General features: G+C 58.2%; 19 protein-coding genes. 8 read left to right on the top strand and 11 right to left on the bottom strand.

Annotated elements, in window-relative coordinates; genetic code table 11:
- Positions 1 to 18 precede the first annotated feature (18 nt).
- The 8 genes from G462_RS0101725 to G462_RS0101690 form a co-directional block, all read right to left on the bottom strand.
- Positions 19 to 798, bottom strand: coding sequence for a TatD family hydrolase (locus G462_RS0101725; RefSeq protein WP_026957443.1), 780 nt, complete (start codon positions 796 to 798; stop codon positions 19 to 21).
- Positions 799 to 802: 4 nt separating this feature from the next.
- A complete protein-coding gene (gene tatC, locus G462_RS0101720) occupies positions 803 to 1,576 on the bottom strand; it encodes a twin-arginine translocase subunit TatC (protein WP_026957442.1) in 774 nt (257 codons plus the stop codon).
- Positions 1,569 to 1,994: a Sec-independent protein translocase protein TatB gene (gene tatB, locus G462_RS21470; protein WP_051326461.1), complete on the bottom strand. Its 426-nt coding sequence runs from the start codon at positions 1,992 to 1,994 to the stop codon at positions 1,569 to 1,571. The genes tatC and tatB overlap by 8 nt, the downstream gene beginning before the upstream one ends.
- A 2-nt stretch (positions 1,995 to 1,996) precedes the next feature.
- Positions 1,997 to 2,212: a Sec-independent protein translocase subunit TatA gene (tatA, locus tag G462_RS0101710; protein ID WP_026957441.1), complete on the bottom strand. Its 216-nt coding sequence runs from the start codon at positions 2,210 to 2,212 to the stop codon at positions 1,997 to 1,999.
- Positions 2,213 to 2,240: 28 nt separating this feature from the next.
- Entirely contained in the window at positions 2,241 to 3,869 is a 1,629-nt protein-coding gene (ubiB, locus tag G462_RS0101705) for a ubiquinone biosynthesis regulatory protein kinase UbiB (RefSeq protein WP_026957440.1), read from the bottom strand.
- On the bottom strand, positions 3,866 to 4,465 hold the full coding sequence (locus tag G462_RS0101700) for a ubiquinone biosynthesis accessory factor UbiJ (RefSeq protein ID WP_026957439.1): 600 nt from the start codon (positions 4,463 to 4,465) through the stop codon (positions 3,866 to 3,868). The genes ubiB and G462_RS0101700 overlap by 4 nt, the downstream gene beginning before the upstream one ends.
- Positions 4,466 to 4,473: 8 nt before the next feature.
- On the bottom strand, positions 4,474 to 5,226 hold the full coding sequence (ubiE, locus tag G462_RS0101695) for a bifunctional demethylmenaquinone methyltransferase/2-methoxy-6-polyprenyl-1,4-benzoquinol methylase UbiE (protein WP_026957438.1): 753 nt from the start codon (positions 5,224 to 5,226) through the stop codon (positions 4,474 to 4,476).
- A gap of 114 nt (positions 5,227 to 5,340) precedes the next feature.
- A complete protein-coding gene (locus G462_RS0101690; RefSeq protein ID WP_026957437.1) occupies positions 5,341 to 5,592 on the bottom strand; it encodes a hypothetical protein in 252 nt (83 codons plus the stop codon).
- A 543-nt stretch (positions 5,593 to 6,135) separates the two neighbouring features.
- Here G462_RS0101690 and G462_RS0101680 point away from each other — a divergent pair.
- From G462_RS0101680 to G462_RS0101650, 7 genes are all read left to right on the top strand, one after another.
- Positions 6,136 to 6,369, top strand: coding sequence for a hypothetical protein (locus G462_RS0101680; RefSeq protein WP_026957435.1), 234 nt, complete (start codon positions 6,136 to 6,138; stop codon positions 6,367 to 6,369).
- Positions 6,370 to 6,498: 129 nt separating this feature from the next.
- Positions 6,499 to 7,176 (top strand): GntR family transcriptional regulator, encoded by a 678-nt coding sequence (locus G462_RS0101675; protein WP_026957434.1) that lies wholly within the window; start codon positions 6,499 to 6,501, stop codon positions 7,174 to 7,176.
- Positions 7,177 to 7,239: 63 nt separating this feature from the next.
- A complete protein-coding gene (prpB, locus tag G462_RS0101670) occupies positions 7,240 to 8,154 on the top strand; it encodes a methylisocitrate lyase (RefSeq protein WP_026957433.1) in 915 nt (304 codons plus the stop codon).
- Between the two features lie 55 nt (positions 8,155 to 8,209).
- On the top strand, positions 8,210 to 9,337 hold the full coding sequence (prpC, locus tag G462_RS0101665; protein ID WP_026957432.1) for a bifunctional 2-methylcitrate synthase/citrate synthase: 1,128 nt from the start codon (positions 8,210 to 8,212) through the stop codon (positions 9,335 to 9,337).
- Between the two features lie 51 nt (positions 9,338 to 9,388).
- Positions 9,389 to 12,067 (top strand): Fe/S-dependent 2-methylisocitrate dehydratase AcnD, encoded by a 2,679-nt coding sequence (gene acnD, locus G462_RS21465; protein WP_051326460.1) that lies wholly within the window; start codon positions 9,389 to 9,391, stop codon positions 12,065 to 12,067.
- Positions 12,064 to 13,236: a 2-methylaconitate cis-trans isomerase PrpF gene (gene prpF, locus G462_RS0101655; RefSeq protein WP_026957431.1), complete on the top strand. Its 1,173-nt coding sequence runs from the start codon at positions 12,064 to 12,066 to the stop codon at positions 13,234 to 13,236. The genes acnD and prpF overlap by 4 nt, the downstream gene beginning before the upstream one ends.
- Positions 13,237 to 13,300: 64 nt before the next feature.
- Positions 13,301 to 15,199, top strand: a complete 1,899-nt coding sequence (locus G462_RS0101650) for a propionyl-CoA synthetase (RefSeq protein ID WP_026957430.1) — start codon at positions 13,301 to 13,303, stop codon at positions 15,197 to 15,199.
- A 36-nt stretch (positions 15,200 to 15,235) separates the two neighbouring features.
- Here the strand turns inward: G462_RS0101650 and G462_RS0101645 are convergent, their stop codons facing one another.
- The 3 genes from G462_RS0101645 to G462_RS21460 are packed head-to-tail and all read right to left on the bottom strand — an operon-like array spanning position 15,236 to position 18,441.
- Entirely contained in the window at positions 15,236 to 16,585 is a 1,350-nt protein-coding gene (locus G462_RS0101645) for a sigma-54-dependent transcriptional regulator (RefSeq protein ID WP_026957429.1), read from the bottom strand.
- Positions 16,560 to 17,069, bottom strand: coding sequence for a hypothetical protein (locus tag G462_RS0101640; protein ID WP_026957428.1), 510 nt, complete (start codon positions 17,067 to 17,069; stop codon positions 16,560 to 16,562). Before G462_RS0101640 ends, G462_RS0101645 begins: the two co-directional genes overlap by 26 nt.
- Positions 17,059 to 18,441, bottom strand: a complete 1,383-nt coding sequence (locus tag G462_RS21460; RefSeq protein ID WP_035476429.1) for a sensor histidine kinase — start codon at positions 18,439 to 18,441, stop codon at positions 17,059 to 17,061. The genes G462_RS0101640 and G462_RS21460 overlap by 11 nt, the downstream gene beginning before the upstream one ends.
- 402 nt (positions 18,442 to 18,843) lie before the next feature.
- Between G462_RS21460 and G462_RS0101630 the strand changes: the two genes are divergently transcribed.
- Positions 18,844 to 19,191 (top strand): hypothetical protein, encoded by a 348-nt coding sequence (locus G462_RS0101630; RefSeq protein WP_026957427.1) that lies wholly within the window; start codon positions 18,844 to 18,846, stop codon positions 19,189 to 19,191.
- The last annotated feature ends 71 nt before the right edge of the window (positions 19,192 to 19,262 follow it).

Below are 19,262 nucleotides of genomic sequence, written 5' to 3'. Positions count from 1 at the left end.
CGGGCTACCCAGCATGGACTAAATCCCGAATAACTGCGAGATATTCGTCTGGATCTGCTGGCTCATCTGCGCCAGCGGCTCGCCACGCAGCTCGGCCACTCGCTGGTAGATATGGGCGATATAGGCGGGTTGATTGCGCCGCGACTTAGGCTTGGGCTTAAGGTCGCGCGGCAGCAAGTAAGGCGCATCAGTCTCTAGCATCAGTCGATCGGCAGGGATGTGTTTGACTAGCTGTTGCAGCTCTTGGCCACGGCGCTCATCGCACACCCAGCCGGTAATCCCGATATGCAGACCCGCATCCAAGCAAGTATCCAGCGCCACTCGATCACTGGTGAAGCAGTGCAGCACCCCGCCCACCAGCTTGTCCTGCCATTGACGGTAGATCTCGATAAAACGTTGATGGGCGTCGCGCTCATGCAGCAGCACCGGGAGCTGCAGCTCTACCGCCAGCGCTAGCTGGGCATCGAAGATCAGCTCTTGTTGCTCGGGAGGCGAGAAGTTGCGGTTAAAGTCCAAACCACACTCACCCACAGCCACCACTTGCGGCTGCTGCCATAGGGCTTTTAGTCCGAGCAGATCGTCTGGCGTACAGGATTTAGCATCATGCGGGTGAACCCCGGCGGTAGCGAAGCAAAAGCCCGGCCACTGTGTGGCCAGCTCGGCGACTTGCTGGCTTTCGTCGATATCCGAGCCCAGTAGCAGCATGCCGCTTAGGCCAGCGGTTTGGGCATCTTCAACCACCTGCTGGCGGTCTTTGTCGAACTGAGAGCTGGTCAGGTTAACCGCGATATCAAACATCAATCTAGCTTTGCTCGGCGTTGTCTTGTTGTTTGCCGTCTTGTGCCTGTGGGCCGGCCTCATCGCGCGGGGTGTAGAAGCGGGCCACAAACAGGCCTAACTCAAACAGTACCAGCATTGGCAGCGCCAGCAGGGTCTGCGAAATAACATCCGGCGGGGTGAGCAACATCCCAACCACAAAAGCGCCCACCACCACATAAGGACGTTTGGTCTTCATCTCTTTCACGGTGGTTGCGCCGGTCCACACTAGCAGTACAGTGGCAATCGGGATCTCAAAGGCCAGACCGAAGGCGAAGAAGATTTTTAATACGAAATCGAGGTAACTGGCGATGTCCGGGGCAACGGTCACCCCTTCCGGCGCCACCGAGGCGAAAAAGGCAAAGGCCAGCGGGAATACCACGTAGTAAGCAAAGGCAACGCCGGCATAGAACAGCAGACCAGAGCCAATCACCAGCGGCACCAGCAACTTACGCTCGTGCTGATACAGGCCGGGAGCGATAAAGCCCCACACCTGTCCCAGCAGGTAGGGCATCGCCACAAAGATGGCGGTAACCAAGGTCAGCTTAATCGGGGTAAAGAATGGCGATGCTACATCGGTAGCAATCATGGTGCTGCCCTCTGGCACCACCGCCAAGATAGGCGTGGCCAGCAGGGTATAGATATCGTTGGCAAAATAAACCAGCGCCAAAAACACCACCAACACCGCCACCACGGCGCGCAGCAAACGGCTGCGCAGCTCAATCAGGTGGCTGATGAGCGGCATGGCTGAATCACTCATGGGGCTTGTGCTCACTATTCGGGAAGGTTTCCACTTCTGGCTTATCGGCCTTGGCGGAGTCAGCTGGTTGCTTAGTTGTTGATGGGGTTTCGCTGTCGTCAGCTTGCTCGGCCCGCGGCGCATAAGGTCGGGTCACCTCATCGGCGCGCGCCCGCAGTTCGTCGAGGCTCTCTTTGAGACCGCTGTTGGCACCGTTGAGGCTTTCCAGTCCCTGCTCTTCAGCCTTTTTTAGGTTGGCGTGCAGTTCATCGATCTCCAGCTCTTGCTTGAGCTCGGTACCCACCTGGGAAACGCTCTTTTTCACCGCATTAACGGTTTTCAGTACGCTACGAATCGCACCGGGCAGACGCTCCGGCCCTAAGATCAGCAAGCCGATGCCAGAGATGACAATCAGCTCCCAAAAGCCAATATCAAACATACTTAGCCTTGCTGCTTATCTTGCTCTTCAACAGACTCTTTTTTCTGAGCGGTGGCTTCATCCAGTTGCTTAGGGTCTTTCTCATCCTTCATCGCATCTTTAAAGCCTTTCACTGCCGTGCCCAAATCACCGCCCATACCGCGCAGTTTCTTGGTGCCGAACAGTAGCACTACGATTACAGCTACAATTAACAGCTGCCAAATACTGATACCACCCATGTCTACTCCTTTTGACTCTTTCTCTAAGCTATTTTAACTCACGCCAGCCAGCTCCGGCTGAAACCAGGCATACCACCAACAATCCACCAGCCAATAAGGGCTGGTCGCTGTAAAGAACCGCGGCCGACACCAAGCTGGCAGCCGCGCCAATACCTAACAAAAGACTACGCTGGCGCCTGCGCTGGTGCAACCAATATTGGTCCACAAGCTGTTGAAATTGTTGCTGGTGCTGGCGGGCCAGCTGCAGGTTATCGACGATCAACTCGGGTAGCTGGGGCAGCGCCTCCAGCCATTGCGGGGCCTTCTCTTTGACTGTTTTCAGTAGCGCCTCGGGGCCAACCTGTTTACGCATCCATGACTCCAGATACGGCTTGGCGGTCGCCCATAAGTCCAGTTGCGGATAGAGCTGTCGCCCTAAGCCTTCGATATACAGCAAGGTCTTTTGCAACAGCACCAGCTGCGGCTGTACTTCCATATTAAAGCGCCGCGCGGTGTTAAACAGGTTCAGCAACACATGGCCGAAGCTGATCTCGGCCAACGGTTTGGCGAAGATTGGCTCACACACCGTGCGGATCGCCGCCTCGAACTCTTCCACCTTGGTATCGGCTGGCACCCAGCCGGAGTCGATATGCAGTTGGGCCACTCGGTGGTAGTCGCGGTTGAAAAAGCCCAAGAAGTTCTCGGCCAGATAGCGTTGGTCTTGCTTGTTGAGGGTGCCGACGATGCCACAGTCGATGCCAATATATTGTGGGTCTTCTGGGTGCTCGCGGCTAACAAAGATATTGCCCGGGTGCATATCGGCATGGAAGAAGCTGTCACGGAATACTTGGGTGAAGAACACCTCAACACCGCGCTCGGCCAATAGCTTCATATTGGTGCCTTGGGCTTCCAGCTCGGCAATATTGGAGACCGGCACGCCGTAGATCCGCTCCATCACCAACAGTTGGCGGCGGCAGTGGTCGCTATAGACCTTGGGCACATACAGCTCGCGCGAGCCATCAAAGTTGCGCTTGAGCTGAATAGCATTGGCCGCCTCACGGCTAAGGTCGAGTTCATCGACCAAGGTCTTGCGATACTCTTCGACCACTTCCACCGGGCGCAGCCGACGACCATCTTTCGAGAAATAGGCAATCAGTCCGGCAAAGCGCTTCATCAAGGCAACATCAGACACAATAGTGCGTTCGATGCCCGGGCGGATCACCTTCAGCACCACCTCTTCATCGTTCTCTTTTAGCCGAGCGGTATGTACCTGCGCCACCGAGGCAGAGGCCAGCGGCTGTAAGTCGAAGTCACTGAACAGGCTGTCGATATCGCAGCCCAGCGCTTGCTCAATCTGCTGCTTGGCTTGCTCTCCCGGGAAGGGGGCGACTTGGTCTTGCAGCAGCGCCAGCTCCTCGGCGATATCCGGCGGCAGCAGATCGCGGCGGGTCGATAGCATCTGGCCAAATTTCACATACACCGGCCCCAGCTCTTCCAAGGCGCGGCGGATCCGCTCTCCAGCCGGTTTGTCAGCATGGCGATTGCGCCAAAACAGCATCATGCCGCGCGCCATCCGCAGCGGCTTGGGCCACAGGCTTTCCGGGAGCAGTTCATCAATGCCGTAGTGGCAAAGGGTACGGCTTATACGGTAGAAACGGGCAAACTCTTTCGGGGTCATTCGGCCAAGGCCTCCACCCGGGCACTGAGGGCCTCAAGGCGATCTTGCAGCTGCGCCACCTGCAGCGCCCAGCGCTGATACTCGCCATTGCCCACCAGCAGCTGCCACTCATCGCGCGCCAACTCGGCGACATGAGCAGGGCTCTGCTCGGCTAATGACTTGATAGTACCCTGTAACTGTTTAAACGCCCTCGCCACCATGTGTGCAGGCGCATCGCCAATAACCGACGAGAGTTTCTCTTCCAGCTGCGGCTCGAGTTTGAGGAACAGATCAGCAAACTGTTGGGCCAGTTTAATGTCACCCTCCACCTGCAGTTTGTCTTGCTTAAGTAGTTCGGGAAGGCGCTCAGATTGGCTTAACTCGGGAAGGCTGGAGATATGCAGGCTTAGGCCACAATCCACCTCGCCTTCATACTGACCGAGAACATCGAGCTGCTGCTCACTGACCACAAAGAACAAGGGCTTCAGTGGCCGCAGTTCAATGCGTAGTACCTGTCCCTGCAGCTCACAGCGTCGCTGGCCGCTGGCTTGATCCAGCTGCAGCAATTGGTTACTGAGGGTTTCCAGCCCTGCGGTCAGCAGATTATCAAACGGCATGGCCACTCCTAAAACTTGTAGCCGCGATGAAGGGCGACAACGCCTCCGGTGAGGTTGTAGTAGCCGACGTTCTCGAAACCCGCCTGCTCCATCATCTCTTTGAGGGTATCTTGGTCGGGGTGCATGCGGATCGACTCGGCCAGATAGCGATAGCTTTCAGCATCATCGGCAATCACCTGTCCCATTTTCGGTAGCAGGTGGAAGGAGTAGGCATCATAGGCCTTCGACAGGGCTTCCTGCTCGGGCTTGGAAAACTCCAGTACCAGCAGTCGACCACCGGGCTTGAGCACCCGAAACATCGAGCGCAGCGCCGCGTCTTTGTCGGTCACATTGCGCAGGCCAAAGCCAATGGTCACCAAATCAAAATAGTTATCCGGGAAAGGCAGGTTCTCGGCGTTGGCTTGCACATAGTTAATGTTGCCAGCGATACCCATATCGCGCAGCTTGGCGCGACCAACCTTCAGCATCGAGTCATTGATATCGGCCAGCACTACTTCGCCTTGCTTGCCAACAATGCGCGAGAACTTGGCGCTCAAATCGCCGGTACCACCCGCTAGATCCAGCACCTTTTGCCCCGGACGAATGCCGCTGCAATCGATGGCGAAACGCTTCCACAAGCGGTGGATACCACCTGACATCAGGTCGTTCATTAGATCGTATTTGGCGGCTACCGAGTGGAACACATTGGCGACCATGCCTACCTTGTCTTCCTTGTTAACAGTTTGATAGCCGAAGTGGGTGGTTTCCTTGGTTTGACTCATAGCGATTCCTGCTTAAACAACACCAGCTAGTGTACTTGAGCTGTGGCTCGGCGCAAGCACAGTGCTCACGCCCAAGAAACAAGCAGTTAACAAAGCGGCCCGAAGGCCGCTTACTCACGTCTCCTCCCCCTCTTGCCGGGGCTTGTAGAGCAATCCCGCGCCGCGGTTTTTCATCTCCGCTTCAGACGGCGGCACATCCTGCAGAGGCTTGCGCATAACACCGTCGGGGTCGGCACCAATATCCCGGTACAGATGCGGGTTCAGTCCGTCAATACGTAGCGTGCGACTCTGCTTGTCGATTAAGCGTCGCTGTAACATCCGTGCATACCAAAGATGCAAACTGTTGGTGAAAGGTGATAGGTCCATCTCGTTCTCTCCTGAGTGAAGAGCCCGACATCAGCGGTCAAAAAAGAAGCAAAAACCAAGAGGTGTTACGTGATGCTCCGAACCGCTGATCTCGCGGCTCGGATAATAAAAAGTGATTACCGGAGCTCGCGCGATGATGAACCTGATCGTTTCATCGCTGGGTTTAACGCATGGTTAAACACACAGTTCAGCGCAACAGGGGATGAGGACATCTGCAGATGGCTAGTGAATGTAGTCATGATGTTCTCCCTGTTAGTAGCTGCCGGAACGTTTAATCTACCGTAGTCTACAATTTAAGCAACACAATTTTTGAGCAAATTTGGAAATAATTCAGAGGTTTATATGCGTGCCCATGGTCATTTTACGATTCTGGTAGAGCCGCAGATGATCCTAGCCAGCCTCCACGGCAGCTGGAACTAGCGTTGCACCGAGGACTACCATCGCGCCTTTCAACGCTGTGCCGATCAGCTCTCACCCGAACCCTGGCTGGGAATCTTTGATGCCCGAGACTGGCAATTACTTACCCGTGACTGTTACCCGATTATGAGCCTGCAGTTCGAAGACAGCCTGCGCAAAGGCTTGAGCCACAGTGTTTTTTTAGTCTCAAACCCCGGGCTATCCTCCTTTGTCCACAAGCAGATCGACTACCAGCGACCAAGCCGGGACCAAGTGGCCTTTCTACAGACCGCCTCGGTCGATCAGGCGCTATCTACCATTGCAGGCTGGGGCTGGGAGCTCAGCGACGCCTTCCTTCAACAGCTAGACCGCAAGCTGTAGACAATCTCACTGATCGTTTCCTTATCTATCCACCTAATACCAATGTCTACCTTTAGATTGTCGACAATCACTTGAAGGGATTGTCGACACCGCCTAATCTTTAACCACTTCGCAACATTAGGTGCAAATATGCAAAACCTTCGCAACATCGATAAGCAGAGCATGCTCTCTCAAGACCTTGGCGAACTGCTCACCGAAGCCATCGTACAAGGGGTTATCCCGCAGGGCTCAAAGATCTCCGAGCCAGAACTGGCCCGCCGCTACGGAGTCAGCCGCGGCCCGCTACGCGAGGCTATGCTCAAGCTGGAGGGGATTGGCTTAGTGGAACGCATTCCCCATGTCGGCGCTCGAGTCGTTGAGCTAAATTGTCAACAATTGCTCGATATCTACACCATTCGCGAACCCTTAGAAGGGATGGCCTGCCGCTTGGCCGCCGAGCGTCTCACCCAACGCCAACTCAACGAACTGCATGATCTACTGGAGCACCATCAGCAATACCTCGATGACAACCACGGCGAGGCCTACTTCGACCAGCAAGGAGACTTCGACTTCCACTACCGGATTATTAAGGCCACCGGCAATCAGCGGCTGGTGACCTTGTTATGTGACGAACTCTACCACCTACTGCGGATGTACCGCAGCACCTCCGCCCGCCAACACGCCCGCCCGAAGCGCGCCTTACAGGAGCACTGGGCAATCTGGCAGGCACTTAACGACCGCGATGGAGAACTGGCCGAGATCCTGATGCGCCGGCATATCAGCCGTGCCCGCAAGGTGATCGAACAGCTCTCTTCCCCCGACAGCTAAGCCTTACAAACAACTAAGCCTCACAAACAACTAGGCCCCACAAACAAGATAAAAGGAACCACCATGAGCCAAGGAGCGAAATTTCGGCAAGCAGTGACACAAGCACTGCAGCCACAATCGAAAGGCCCCCTGCAAATCGTCGGCACCATCAACGCCTACTGCGCGATGATGGCCCAGCGCGAAGGCCATCAGGCAATCTACTTAAGCGGCGGCGGTATCGCCAACGCCTCCTATGGGCTGCCCGATCTGGGCATTACCACCATGAATGATGTGCTGGAAGACGTGCGACGGATCACCGCCGCCAGCGATCTTCCGCTGTTGGTCGACATCGACGTCGGCTTTGGTGGTGCCTTTAACATTGCCCGCACCATCAAGGAGATGGAGCGGGCGGAAGCCGCCGCGGTGCATATCGAAGATCAAGTCGCGCAAAAACGCTGCGGCCACCGCCCTAACAAGGCCATTGTCTCCAGCGCTGAGATGGTCGATCGCATCAAGGCCTGCGTGGATGCCCGCCGCGATGAGCAATTTGTGGTGATGGCGCGCACCGATGCGCTGGCGGTGGAAGGCATCAACGCCGCCATCGACCGCGCCTGTGCCTGCGTCGAGGCCGGTGCCGACATGATCTTCCCGGAAGCGATGAACACCCTTGAGCAGTACCAGCAGTTTGCCGAAGCAGTGAAGGTGCCGATCTTGGCCAATATCACCGAGTTTGGCCAGACCCCACTGTTCAGCGGCGAAGAGCTGGCTCGCGCCAGCGTGGGCATGGCGCTCTACCCACTATCGGCCTTCCGCGCCATGAATCAGGCGGCGCTCAATGTCTATCGCAGCCTGCGCGATCAGGGCCACCAGCGCGATGTGGTGGAGCAGATGCAGACCCGCAGCGAGCTCTATGACTACCTCGGCTATCACGATTTTGAGGCCAAGCTCGACCAGCTCTACAGCGCCACACCTGACAAGGCGCAATCACAAAATAACTAAGCGGCATCAGACCGTCCCTACACGATGACCAAAACAAGGACTGAAGGAGAGCATCATGGTACAAAAATCCCTTAACGGCGCGGGCCTGCGCGGCCAAAGCGCGGGCCAAACAGCACTCTGCACCGTCGGCCAAAGCGGCTCTGGCCTCACTTACTGCGGCTACGACATTAAGCAGCTGGCCGAGCAAGCCACCTTTGAAGAAGTGGCCTACCTGCTGTGCCACGGCGAGCTGCCCACTCAGGCGCAACTAGCCGCCTACCTCGATCGCCTGCATCAACTGCGCGAGCTGCCCGACGCCCTCAAACAAGTGCTAGAAGCAATCCCGGCTGACGCCCACCCCATGGATGTAATGCGCACCGGCGTCTCCATGCTCGGCAACCTGGAAACCGAGCAAAGCTTTAGCGAGCAGCAGCAACAGACTGATCGCCTACTGGCCACCCTGCCGGGCATCATCTGCTACTGGTATCGCTACAGCCATGATGGCGTGCGCATCTCCACCCAAAGCGAGGCCGGTTCGATTGCCGGTCACTTCCTCAGCCTGCTGCATGGCAAACCGGCCGATCCACTGCACGAGCAAGTGATGCAGTGCTCGCTGATCCTCTATGCCGAGCATGAGTTTAACGCCTCCACCTTCACCGCCCGGGTGATCGCCTCCACCCTCAGCGATATTCATTCGGCGATCACTGGCGCGATTGGCGCCTTGCGCGGCCCACTGCACGGCGGTGCCAACGAAGCCGCCATGGCGATGATCGAACAATGGCAAAGCCCCGAGCAGGCCGAACAGGAAATCTTGGGCATGCTGGAGCGCAAAGAGAAGATTATGGGCTTTGGCCATGCCATCTACCGCACCAGCGATCCGCGCAATGCACTGATCAAGGAGTGGTCACGCAAACTCAGCGCACACACTGGCGATCAGCACCTGTTTGCGGTGAGCGAACGGGTTGAGCAGGTAATGTGGCGCGAGAAAGAGCTGTTCTGTAACGCCGACTTCTTCCATGCCAGCGCGTATCACTTTATGGGCATTCCCACCAAGCTGTTTACCCCGATCTTTGTCTGCTCCCGCGCCAGCGGCTGGGCGGCCCATTTGATGGAGCAGCGCAGCAACAACCGGATCATTCGCCCCAGTGCCGACTACACCGGCGCTGAACCGCGTGATTATGTGCCACTGGCCGAGCGTGGCTAAGCCGCGCCGCTGCACAAACGGCAAAGCCAGAGGCAAACAGGGAGAGCCTTTATGAACAGAGCTTATCGGGTGCCACTCGCTGGCACCGATCTCGACTACTTTGATGGTGCCAGCGCGGTCAATGCGCTGGTGCCCGGCAGCTACCAACGGCTGCCTTACACCAGCCGCATATTGGTGGAAAATCTGCTGCGGCGCTGCCCGCCCGAGCAGCTGGAGCAAAGCCTGCTGCAGATCATTCATGGCCAGCAGCAACAGGATTTTCCGTGGTATCCGGCGCGGGTGGTCTGTCACGACATCCTCGGTCAAACCGCCTTGGTCGACTTGGCCGGGCTGCGCGATGCGATTGCCGAGCAAGGCGGCGATCCGGCGCAGGTCAAGCCTGTGGTGCCCACCCAGCTGATCGTCGATCACTCGCTGGCAGTGGAGCATGGCGGCTTTGACCCCGAGGCTTTCGAGCGCAACCGCGAGATTGAAGAGCGGCGTAACGCCGATCGCTTCCACTTTATCAACTGGTGTAAACAGGCCTTCGACAATGTTGACGTGATCCCGGCCGGGAACGGCATCATGCATCAGATTAATCTGGAGAAGATGTCGCCAGTGGTGCAGGTGCAACACGGCGTGGCCTTCCCCGACTCCTGCGTCGGCACCGACAGCCACACCCCTCATGTGGACGCGCTCGGGGTGCTGGCCATCGGGGTCGGCGGGCTGGAAGCGGAGAATGTGATGCTCGGGCGCGCCTCGATGATGCGCCTGCCAGAGATTGTTGGGGTCAAACTCAGCGGCCAGCGGCAAAGCGGTATCACCGCCACCGATATCGTGCTGGCACTCACCGAGTTCTTGCGCGAGCAGCGGGTGGTGTCGGCCTATCTGGAGTTTTTCGGCGACGGCACCCGCTCACTGAGCATCGGCGATCGCGCCACCATCTCCAATATGACCCCAGAGTACGGCGCCACCGCCGGGCTGTTCTACATCGATCAACAGACCTTGGATTACCTGACCCTCACCGGCCGCGAGCCAAAGCAGGTTGAGTTGGTTGAGCGCTATGCCAAGGCCAATGGCCTGTGGGCTGAGCAGCTCAGCGAGGCGCGCTATCCACGGCTGCTAGAGTTTGATCTCTCCAGTGTGGAGCGCAACCTGGCAGGCCCCTCTAATCCGCACCGCCGCCTGCCCACCAAGGCCTTGGCCGAGCGCGGTATCGCCCAAGACCTTAGCAAGGTGCAAGCGCAAGAAGCCGCCGGTCAACTGCCCGATGCCGCCATCATCATCGCCGCCATCACCAGCTGCACCAATACCAGTAACCCGCGCAACCTGATTGCCGCCGGGCTGCTGGCACGCAAGGCCAACCAGCTGGGGCTAAACCGCAAGCCCTGGGTGAAAACCTCGCTGGCACCCGGGTCGAAGGTGGTACAAAGCTACCTGCAGGAAGCGGGCTTGCTCAGCGAGCTGGAGCAGTTGGGCTTTGGCATTGTCGGCTTTGCCTGCACCACCTGTAACGGCATGAGTGGTGCCCTCGACCCGGTTATTCAACAAGAGATTGTTGAGCGCGATCTGTATACCACCGCAGTGCTCTCGGGGAACCGTAACTTCGACGGTCGCATCCACCCCTATGCCAAGCAGGCCTTTCTGGCCTCGCCGCCACTGGTGGTGGCCTATGCACTGGCCGGCTCGATGCGCTTCGATATCGAGCAAGATGTACTCGGCCACGACAGTGCAGGCAAACCGGTGCGCCTGAGCGACCTGTGGCCAAGCGATGCCGAGATCGACGACTACGTGGCGCGCTTTGTTAAGCCCAACCAGTTCAATGCGGTGTACCAACCTCTGTTCGACAAGCCGCTCGATGTGAAAGTGGATTATGGCGAGCGCGCTAACCCACTCTATCAATGGCGCGAACAGAGCACCTATATCCGCCGACCGCCCTATTGGGAAGGCGCGTTAGCCAAGCCACGCAGCCTAAGCAAGATGCGCCCCTTGGCGCTGCTGGGCGATAACATCACCACCGATCACCTCTCGCCGTCCAATGCGATCTTGGCCGATAGCGCCGCCGGCGAGTATCTGGCCAAGATGGGGCTGGAGGAGGCCGACTTTAACTCCTACGCCACCCACCGCGGCGATCACCTGACCGCCCAGCGCGCCACCTTCGCCAACCCCAAACTGCTCAACGAAATGGTCCGCGATGAGCAAGGTGAGGTGGTACAAGGCTCGCTGGCACGCATCGAACCCGAAGGGCGAGTAAGCCGGATGTGGGAAGCCATCGAGCACTATATGCAGCAGCAACAGCCGCTGATTATTGTGGCCGGAGGCGATTACGGCCAAGGCTCGTCGCGCGACTGGGCCGCCAAAGGAGTGCGTCTAGCGGGGGTGGAGGTGATAGTTGCCGAAGGCTTCGAGCGCATTCATCGCACCAACCTTATTGGCATGGGGGTACTACCGCTACAGCTTCCAGAAGGTGTCAGCCGCCACGATTTGGCCTTGGATGGCAGCGAGCTGTTCTCGGTGACCGGCGATCTGGCTCCCGGCGCCGAGCTGCAGTTATTGATTGAGCGCAGCAGCGGCCAGTGCGTGCAGATCAGCGTGCATTGCCGACTAGATACCGCCGAAGAGGTCGAGGTCTATCAAGCTGGCGGTGTACTGCAGCGCTTCGCCCAAGACTTTTTGGAAGGCCAGCAGGAAACGTCTTCCTCTTCTCCCTCTTCTGATCGCTCCGTTAAAGAGCAGGAGGCCGAGTTATGACCAAGCAGCTACGAATACCCGCCACCTATATGCGTGGCGGCACCTCCAAAGGTGTGTTCTTTAGTCTCGATGACTTGCCGCTGGTGGCCCGTCAGCCCGGCCCCGAGCGCGATGCCCTGTTGCTGCGAGTGATTGGCAGCCCCGACCCCTACGGCAAGCACATCGACGGCATGGGCGGTGGCAGCTCCAGCACCAGCAAGGTGGTGCTGGTGAGCAAAAGCGACCGTCCCGGCCATGATGTTGACTACCTGTTTGGCCAGGTGGCCATCGATCGGCCCTTTGTCGACTGGACCGGCAACTGCGGCAACCTAAGCGCCGCGGTGGGGGCCTTCGCCATCCGCCGAGGACTGATAGACAAGCAGCAACTACCCGACAACGGCCATAGCCGGGTGCGGATCTGGCAGTGCAATATCGAGAAAACCATTGAGGCGCAGATCCCGATCTGCGACGGCGAGGTCGAGGAAGCGGGCGATTTCTATCTCGATGGGGTGGCCTTCGCCGCCGCCGAGATCGAGGTGAGCTTTGTCGACCCGGTGGACGGTGCGCTGCTACCCACCGGGCGAGTGGTTGACGACCTGAGCGTACCCGAGCTGGGCAGCTTTAACGTCAGCTATATCAACGCTGGGATCCCCACCCTGTTTCTGAATGCCAGCGAGCTGGGACTGAGCGGTTGTGAAAGCCAGGCCGAGGTAAATAGTCAGCCGGCGCTGCTGGAGAAGCTGGAACAGATCCGCGCTCACGGCGCGCTGGCGATGGGGCTAATCGACGATCTCAGCCAAGCCAAAGCGCGCCAGCATACCCCCAAGATTGCCTGGGTTGCTCCGGCCACCAGCTACCAAAGCTCCAGCGGTCGAGAGATAGCTAAGCAAGACATTGATTTGGTGGTACGCGCCATGTCGATGGGGCAACTACACCACGCCATGATGGGCACCGCAGCAGTCGCCATCGCCTCCGCCGCCGCCGTGCCGGGCACACTAGTCAGTCGCGCCGCCGGTGGCACCAGTAAGACAAGGCTTTGCTTTGGCCACCCGTCAGGAACCCTGACCGTAGGGGCTAAGGCCAGTGAGCAAGATGGCCAGTGGCAGATCGACAAGGTGGTAATGAGTCGCAGCGCGCGGGTACTCATGGACGGCTGGGTGCATATCCCAAGCCTTTCGCCAGCCTTTTAACGCGGCGATCTGACCCAGCGACTACCGGCTATGCCTGTACAAGGCTAAGACAAGGAATCAACAAATGAGCTATGCAACACAGAAACAGCAGTCGACTAACGATCCCCAAGGCTTCTGGCTAGAGCAGGCCGCCAAACTCCCGTGGTATCAAATGCCCACTCAGGGCCTAAGTGAAGATGGCAACAACCCGACATCCGGCCAACAGCGCTGGTTTGCCGATGGCCAGATGAACACCGCTTATATGGCGCTCGACTACCACATTGAGCAGGGCCGCGGCGAGCAAGTGGCCCTTTACTACGACTCGCCAGTCACCGACACCAAGCAGCAATACAGCTACCTACAGCTGCGCGATGAAGTGGCGCGCTGCGCCGGGATGCTGGCCGCCCAAGGCGTGGCCAAAGGTGACCGGGTGGTGATCTACATGCCGATGATTGCCCAAGCGGCGATCGCTATGCTGGCCTGTGCCCGGCTGGGGGCAATCCACTCGGTGGTGTTCGGCGGCTTCGCAGCCCAAGAGCTGGCGGTGCGCATCGATGATGCCCAGCCCAAGCTGATCCTCACCGCCTCCTGCGGTATCGAGATCTGCAAGTTACTGCCCTACCAGCCCTTGGTCGAACAGGCACTCAAGCTTTCAAGCCTGCCTAAGTTACCGGTGGTGGTTTGGCAGCGCTCGGAGCACCCGGCTAAGTTCGACAGCCAATACCTCGACTGGCAGGCCCTGCTGGCGCAAAGCGAACCGGCGCCCTGCACCCCGGTCAACGCCACCGATCCGCTGTATATTCTGTATACCTCCGGCACCACCGGTAAACCCAAGGGCGTAGTGCGCGACAACGGCGGCCATGCGGTCGCCATGCACTACTCGATGCAGGCGGTCTACAACATGCAGCCCGGCGAGGTATTCTGGGCGGCCTCTGATGTGGGCTGGGTGGTGGGCCACTCCTATATCGTTTATGCGCCCTTGCTGGCTGGCTGCAGCACCATCTTGTACGAGGGCAAGCCGGTGCGCACTCCCGATGCCGGCGCGTTCTGGCGGGTGACCGAGGAGTATCAGGTGAAGGTGCTGTTCGCCGCTCCCACCGCCTTTCGGGCGATCAAGAAGGAAGACCCCAATGCCGAGGCGCTGCAAGGCTATGACATCAGCTGCCTGCAAGAGATCTTTATGGCGGGCGAGCGCCTCGACCCACCGACCCTCGAGTGGACCGAACAACACACCGCCAAGCCGGTCACCGACCACTGGTGGCAAACCGAAACCGGCTGGGCGATCGCCAGCAACCCGCTAGGGCTGGAGCGCTTCACAGTGAAGCCCGGCAGCGCCACCAAGCCCATGCCCGGTTTTCAGGTGGAAATCCTCGATGAGAGCGGCCAGCCTTGCGAGCCCAACCAGCAAGGCTTTATCGCCATCAAGCTGCCGCTGCCGCCAAGCTGCCTGCCCACGGTATGGGGCGATCACGCGCGCTTTGAGTCGGCCTATCTGCGCCAGTTCCCCGGCTACTATGTCAGTGGCGATGGCGGCTATATCGACGAAGATGGCTACCTGTTCGTGATGGGGCGCATCGATGATGTGATCAATGTGGCGGGGCATCGCTTGTCCACCGGTGAGATGGAAGAGGTGGTCGGCGCGCACGCTGCAGTCGCCGAGTGTGCGGTGATTGGCTGTCACGACGAGCTCAAGGGCCAGATCCCCTTCGCCTTGGTGGTGGTCAAAGACGGGGTAAGCATGGACAACGCCCAGTTGGAGCAGGAGCTGATTGCTAAGGTGCGCGCTGAGATAGGACCGATTGCCTGCTTTAATCAGGCCACCGTGGTGCAGCGACTGCCGAAAACCCGCTCGGGCAAAATCCTGCGACGTACCCTACGCCAGCTGGCTGAAGGCGAGGAGTACAGCGTACCGTCGACCATCGATGACCCGGCCAGCCTGGATGAGATTGCCGACCAGCTGGCCCACCAGCGTCAGCTGATCTAACGGTGTGCTAGGCAGGTTAACGGTGTGCCAGGCAGATTAACGATAAGCCTCTGGCTTGAGTTGATGCCGCTCCAGCAGTTTGTAGAACTCGGTGCGGTTTCGCTCAGCCAGCTTCGCCGCATGGCTGACATTGCCGTCGGTCATGCGTAACAGCTTGGCCAGATAGCGCCGCTCAAACTGCTCGCGGGCCTGACTAAAGCCCAACCACTGCTGCTCTTCACGCAGGGCGCGACGCACCGCATCTTCATCGATAAGCTCCCCCGGCACCAAGATCACCAGCTGCTGAACCACGTTGGCCAACTGACGCACGTTACCCGGCCAGTTGGCCGCCATCATCAGTGCCATCGCAGCGGGGGCAAACTGCTTGCTACTCGCCATAGCGCCTACTTGGCAGAAGTGGCTAATCAGCAGCGGGATGTCTTCCTGGCGCTCGCGTAGCGGCGGTATCACCAGCTCGAATCCGTTGATGCGATAGTAGAGATCATCGCGAAAACGTCCTTCACTCACCGCCAGTTGCAGGTCTTGGTGACTGGCGCAGACCAAGCGAAAGTCCACCGGGATCGGCTGGGTCGCGCCGACCGGCCGCACCTTGCGCTCCTGTAATACCCGCAGCAGTTTGACCTGCACCGACAACGGTAGCTCGGCAATCTCATCGAGGAACAGCGTGCCGCCATCGGCAGACTGAATCAGCCCTTTGTGGTCACGGGTGGCACCGCTGAAAGCACCTTTCACATGGCCAAACAACTCAGACTCGAACAGCTCTTCGGGTATCGCGCCACAGTTCACCTCGATAAACGCCCCCTTGCTGCGGGGGCTGGCCTGATGCAGCCCTTGGGCAAACAGCTCCTTGCCGGTGCCGCTCTCGCCGCGCAGCACCAGCGACAGCTCGCTCAAGGCCAGCTGTCCTAGCTGCTCCAACAAATGATGCATCTGCGGATTAGCAGTGACGATCGCTTGTCGCCAGGCAGGCTGAGCACTATGGCTATTGCTTGAACTAGGCTGGGTGCGCTGGCAGGCCGAGGCCACCAGAGTGAGCAGCTGCTCCGCCTCATAGGGCTTGGTGAGATAGGCAAACACCCCTTGCTGGGTGGCCTCCACCGCATCGGGAATGCTGCCATGGGCGGTTAGTAGTATCACTGGCAGACCGGGATAGAGCCGCTTGAGCTGGCCGAACAGATCCATACCGTCCATCTGTGGCATGCGTACGTCGCTAATCACCAACTGGCAGGATTGACTCTCCAACTCAGCCAGCGCCTGTTTGGCAGACTCGGCAGCCACCACCTGATAACCATTGGCTTGCAAGCGCATGCTAATCAGCCGCAGTAAGCTGGGGTCATCATCCACCACCAGGATACGGTGGCTAGCGCAGGTCTTGGGTTCGTTCATGGATCTGTAGCTCTATCTGTTGAAGTTGCTGGAGCTGCTCGCGTAGCTGCTGGTTATCCAGCTGTTGTTGTTCGGCCAAGTGCTGTTGCTCCAGGTAGCGCTCATACCAATACAAGGTGTCATCGAGTTGGGCCTGTAGCGCCAGCAACATGGCGCCTTGTTCCGGCGCTAGGGGTTGTTCCAGCAGGCTTTTTATCAACTTGTTGGCCCGATGGGGGTTTTTCACCGGTGAGCGGCGGTAGGCGATAAACAGGGCGCGCTGCGGCTGGAGACTCGGGCAGTCATCGCACGATAACCGTTGCCACTCAAGCTCCAGCTCGGCGATGCTCATCGCCTCGAGCTGAAGGTAGTAATCAAGTAAGGGGGTAGCATGTTGCTGGGGGCCATCGTGCAACACCTCAACGGTGGGCGCCGGCTCCTGTAGCTGTTGGCTGCAGCCAACGAGCAGCAACGCGCTCATAATTATCAAACAGCTATGCCACATCAGCCGCCTCCTCAAAACCACTGAGCTGAAAGCGGCTACCCTGCTCTAGGCGCTGGTAGCTAAGCACCAAGCCCAGTCGCTTGGCCAGCTCACCGGCAATTGCCAGTCCCAAACCTGAGCCCTTAACCGAGGCACTGGCCACCGCATCGCCCTGATAGAAGGCTTCAAACACCCGCGCCTGCTGCAGCTCATCGATGCCCGGCCCTTGATCGTCCACTCGCAGTGCCCAATGGCCATGTTCGGTCACCAAACTCAATTGAATGCAGCCCCCCTCGGGGGAGAACTTCACTGCATTTGAGATCAGGTTGTCGATAATCACCTGCAAGGACTCACTCTCGCTGAACAGCTCATGCTCCAAGGCCAAGTCTTCGACAATCAGCCCGCGGCTGAGGATGGACGGACGGTGATTAAGCAGCACCTTGGGCACCAACTCGGCCAGATTCACCCGCTGCTCACGGTGGCGCGGGGCAGCCAGTAGATGATTGAAGTCCAGCAGCCGCTCGATAAGCTGCTGTAGCCGCAGGCTGCTGTCATCGAGGATATGGGTGAGTTCGCGCTGCTGCGGGCTAAGGCTGCCAATGCTGTCATCGCTAAGTAGCGCATTGCCTTCACGGATGGCTGCCAGCGGGGTTTTTAGCGCATGGGAGAGGTGGCGCAGATAGTCGCTGCGCTGCTGCTCGATTTGTAGAAGCCTTAGGCGCATATCGTCCAAGGCCTCAGCGATCTCCACCAGCTCGCACAAGCCCTTGACCTTGATCGGTTGGCCGAGGCCGTGGCGTTTGAGCTTGGTGATCTGCTGTTGCATCAGGGTAAGTGGCCGGGTGGTGCCCCACATCAGCAAAAAAGCCACCATCGCCGCCAAGGGCAGACTGGCCAGGCTGATTAAGATGCCCTTGCGCGCTTGCTGACGAAACAGATCGAACTCACTGGCACCAAGCAACAAGTCTTGCTGCTGCTGTTGCTCCCACAGCAGCAGGGCATTGTTGATGCTAACGAAGTAGTCGTTCAGCGGCGCTAGTTGCTGTTGCTCACGGGCCAGCTCAAAGCGAGCTTGAAACTGCTTGAGTTCGGCAAACTCAGGCAGCACGATGGTTTGAGAGAGTCGCCACTGGTGCCATTCGCCCAACAGGCTAGCGACTCGTTGGTCTGCCTGCGGATCACGCAGCACCACCGCCTGCTTGCTAGTGCGCTCAAGGGTATCCAGCTGCTGCTGTAGCTGTTTGCGTAGCTGGCTGCCATCACTGGCCTGTGCCACCAAGCTATGCGCTTGCTGCGAGAGCAGCTCAACGTGGCGCAGACTCAGGCTTAGGCTAACCAGTAGCGGTACCCCAAGGATCGCCAGCGCGACAAAGCTCAAGTGGCGGATCGACATCCACTGTCTAATATAGTGTCTTGGCAACACAGGCGAGATAACTCCATTTATCAATAGGTCTGTATACAGTGAGGACTCAATAGCTACGCTGGACAGACAACGCATCATCATGCCAGAGCGCCGCGCAAAACCCCACTGTTGCCAGTTGGCGACATCCACTGCACGTCGCCAATTACCTCGTACCAGCATGATATTTAACAAGAAAAATATTTCGCCCGACCTTGTAAACCCTGTTTCACTGCTTGCTGGCGCATTCTCCCTGTTGCCACTGTCGCTATTTAGCGACAGTCAAACCAAAAGCTCCTTACTAACCAACTGTTTTAAATAACTATTTTCTTTTGGCATGAAGTCTGTATTAACTCATCCACTGCAACAACACTTTCGATTCATGGATGAGGCACTATGCAACTACCGACCATAAGACGTATTCAGATTGGCGATTGGATTTATGAGGTAAAGGCGGTGCGCGCGATCCGCGCCTCCAGCTACGGACAAGCCTACGATGCCTGTGCCAGCTTCACCTTCAACGGCAATAGCTGCTATATCGAAGGGCAGATGACCCGCGACGACAGCCCCTTCACCAGCCAGGACTACGCCAGCTTTTACCAACTCTGCCAGATGATGGAGGTTGATGAGGCCCACTACGACCGCTATCAAAACGGCCAGCGCCGCTCTCGCCGCGTCAAAATCCATGGCGGCGAGCCCAGCTCGCCCGAGGTCTTGCCTTTTGCCAATAAGCGCAGCGCTTAAACCAGCATGTCCGACCTTATGCTGTGTAGTGCTTAGTTGCACAAAAATCGAGCACAAATATTCACCAGCCC

Source organism: Aliagarivorans taiwanensis DSM 22990, assembly GCF_000429505.1.
GTDB lineage: Bacteria > Pseudomonadota > Gammaproteobacteria > Enterobacterales > Celerinatantimonadaceae > Aliagarivorans > Aliagarivorans taiwanensis.
This window is presented reverse-complemented; position numbering and strand designations above follow the sequence as displayed.

Coding starts and splice junctions, on each gene's coding strand:
- G462_RS0101725 (WP_026957443.1), bottom strand. CDS start 798: ATGTTTGATATCGCGGTTAACCTGACCAGCTCTCAGTTCGACAAAGAC.
- tatC (WP_026957442.1), bottom strand. CDS start 1,576: ATGAGTGATTCAGCCATGCCGCTCATCAGCCACCTGATTGAGCTGCGC.
- tatB (WP_051326461.1), bottom strand. CDS start 1,994: ATGTTTGATATTGGCTTTTGGGAGCTGATTGTCATCTCTGGCATCGGC.
- tatA (WP_026957441.1), bottom strand. CDS start 2,212: ATGGGTGGTATCAGTATTTGGCAGCTGTTAATTGTAGCTGTAATCGTA.
- ubiB (WP_026957440.1), bottom strand. CDS start 3,869: ATGACCCCGAAAGAGTTTGCCCGTTTCTACCGTATAAGCCGTACCCTT.
- G462_RS0101700 (WP_026957439.1), bottom strand. CDS start 4,465: ATGCCGTTTGATAATCTGCTGACCGCAGGGCTGGAAACCCTCAGTAAC.
- ubiE (WP_026957438.1), bottom strand. CDS start 5,226: ATGAGTCAAACCAAGGAAACCACCCACTTCGGCTATCAAACTGTTAAC.
- G462_RS0101690 (WP_026957437.1), bottom strand. CDS start 5,592: ATGGACCTATCACCTTTCACCAACAGTTTGCATCTTTGGTATGCACGG.
- G462_RS0101680 (WP_026957435.1), top strand. CDS start 6,136: ATGAGCCTGCAGTTCGAAGACAGCCTGCGCAAAGGCTTGAGCCACAGT.
- G462_RS0101675 (WP_026957434.1), top strand. CDS start 6,499: ATGCAAAACCTTCGCAACATCGATAAGCAGAGCATGCTCTCTCAAGAC.
- prpB (WP_026957433.1), top strand. CDS start 7,240: ATGAGCCAAGGAGCGAAATTTCGGCAAGCAGTGACACAAGCACTGCAG.
- prpC (WP_026957432.1), top strand. CDS start 8,210: ATGGTACAAAAATCCCTTAACGGCGCGGGCCTGCGCGGCCAAAGCGCG.
- acnD (WP_051326460.1), top strand. CDS start 9,389: ATGAACAGAGCTTATCGGGTGCCACTCGCTGGCACCGATCTCGACTAC.
- prpF (WP_026957431.1), top strand. CDS start 12,064: ATGACCAAGCAGCTACGAATACCCGCCACCTATATGCGTGGCGGCACC.
- G462_RS0101650 (WP_026957430.1), top strand. CDS start 13,301: ATGAGCTATGCAACACAGAAACAGCAGTCGACTAACGATCCCCAAGGC.
- G462_RS0101645 (WP_026957429.1), bottom strand. CDS start 16,585: ATGAACGAACCCAAGACCTGCGCTAGCCACCGTATCCTGGTGGTGGAT.
- G462_RS0101640 (WP_026957428.1), bottom strand. CDS start 17,069: ATGTGGCATAGCTGTTTGATAATTATGAGCGCGTTGCTGCTCGTTGGC.
- G462_RS21460 (WP_035476429.1), bottom strand. CDS start 18,441: ATGTCGATCCGCCACTTGAGCTTTGTCGCGCTGGCGATCCTTGGGGTA.
- G462_RS0101630 (WP_026957427.1), top strand. CDS start 18,844: ATGCAACTACCGACCATAAGACGTATTCAGATTGGCGATTGGATTTAT.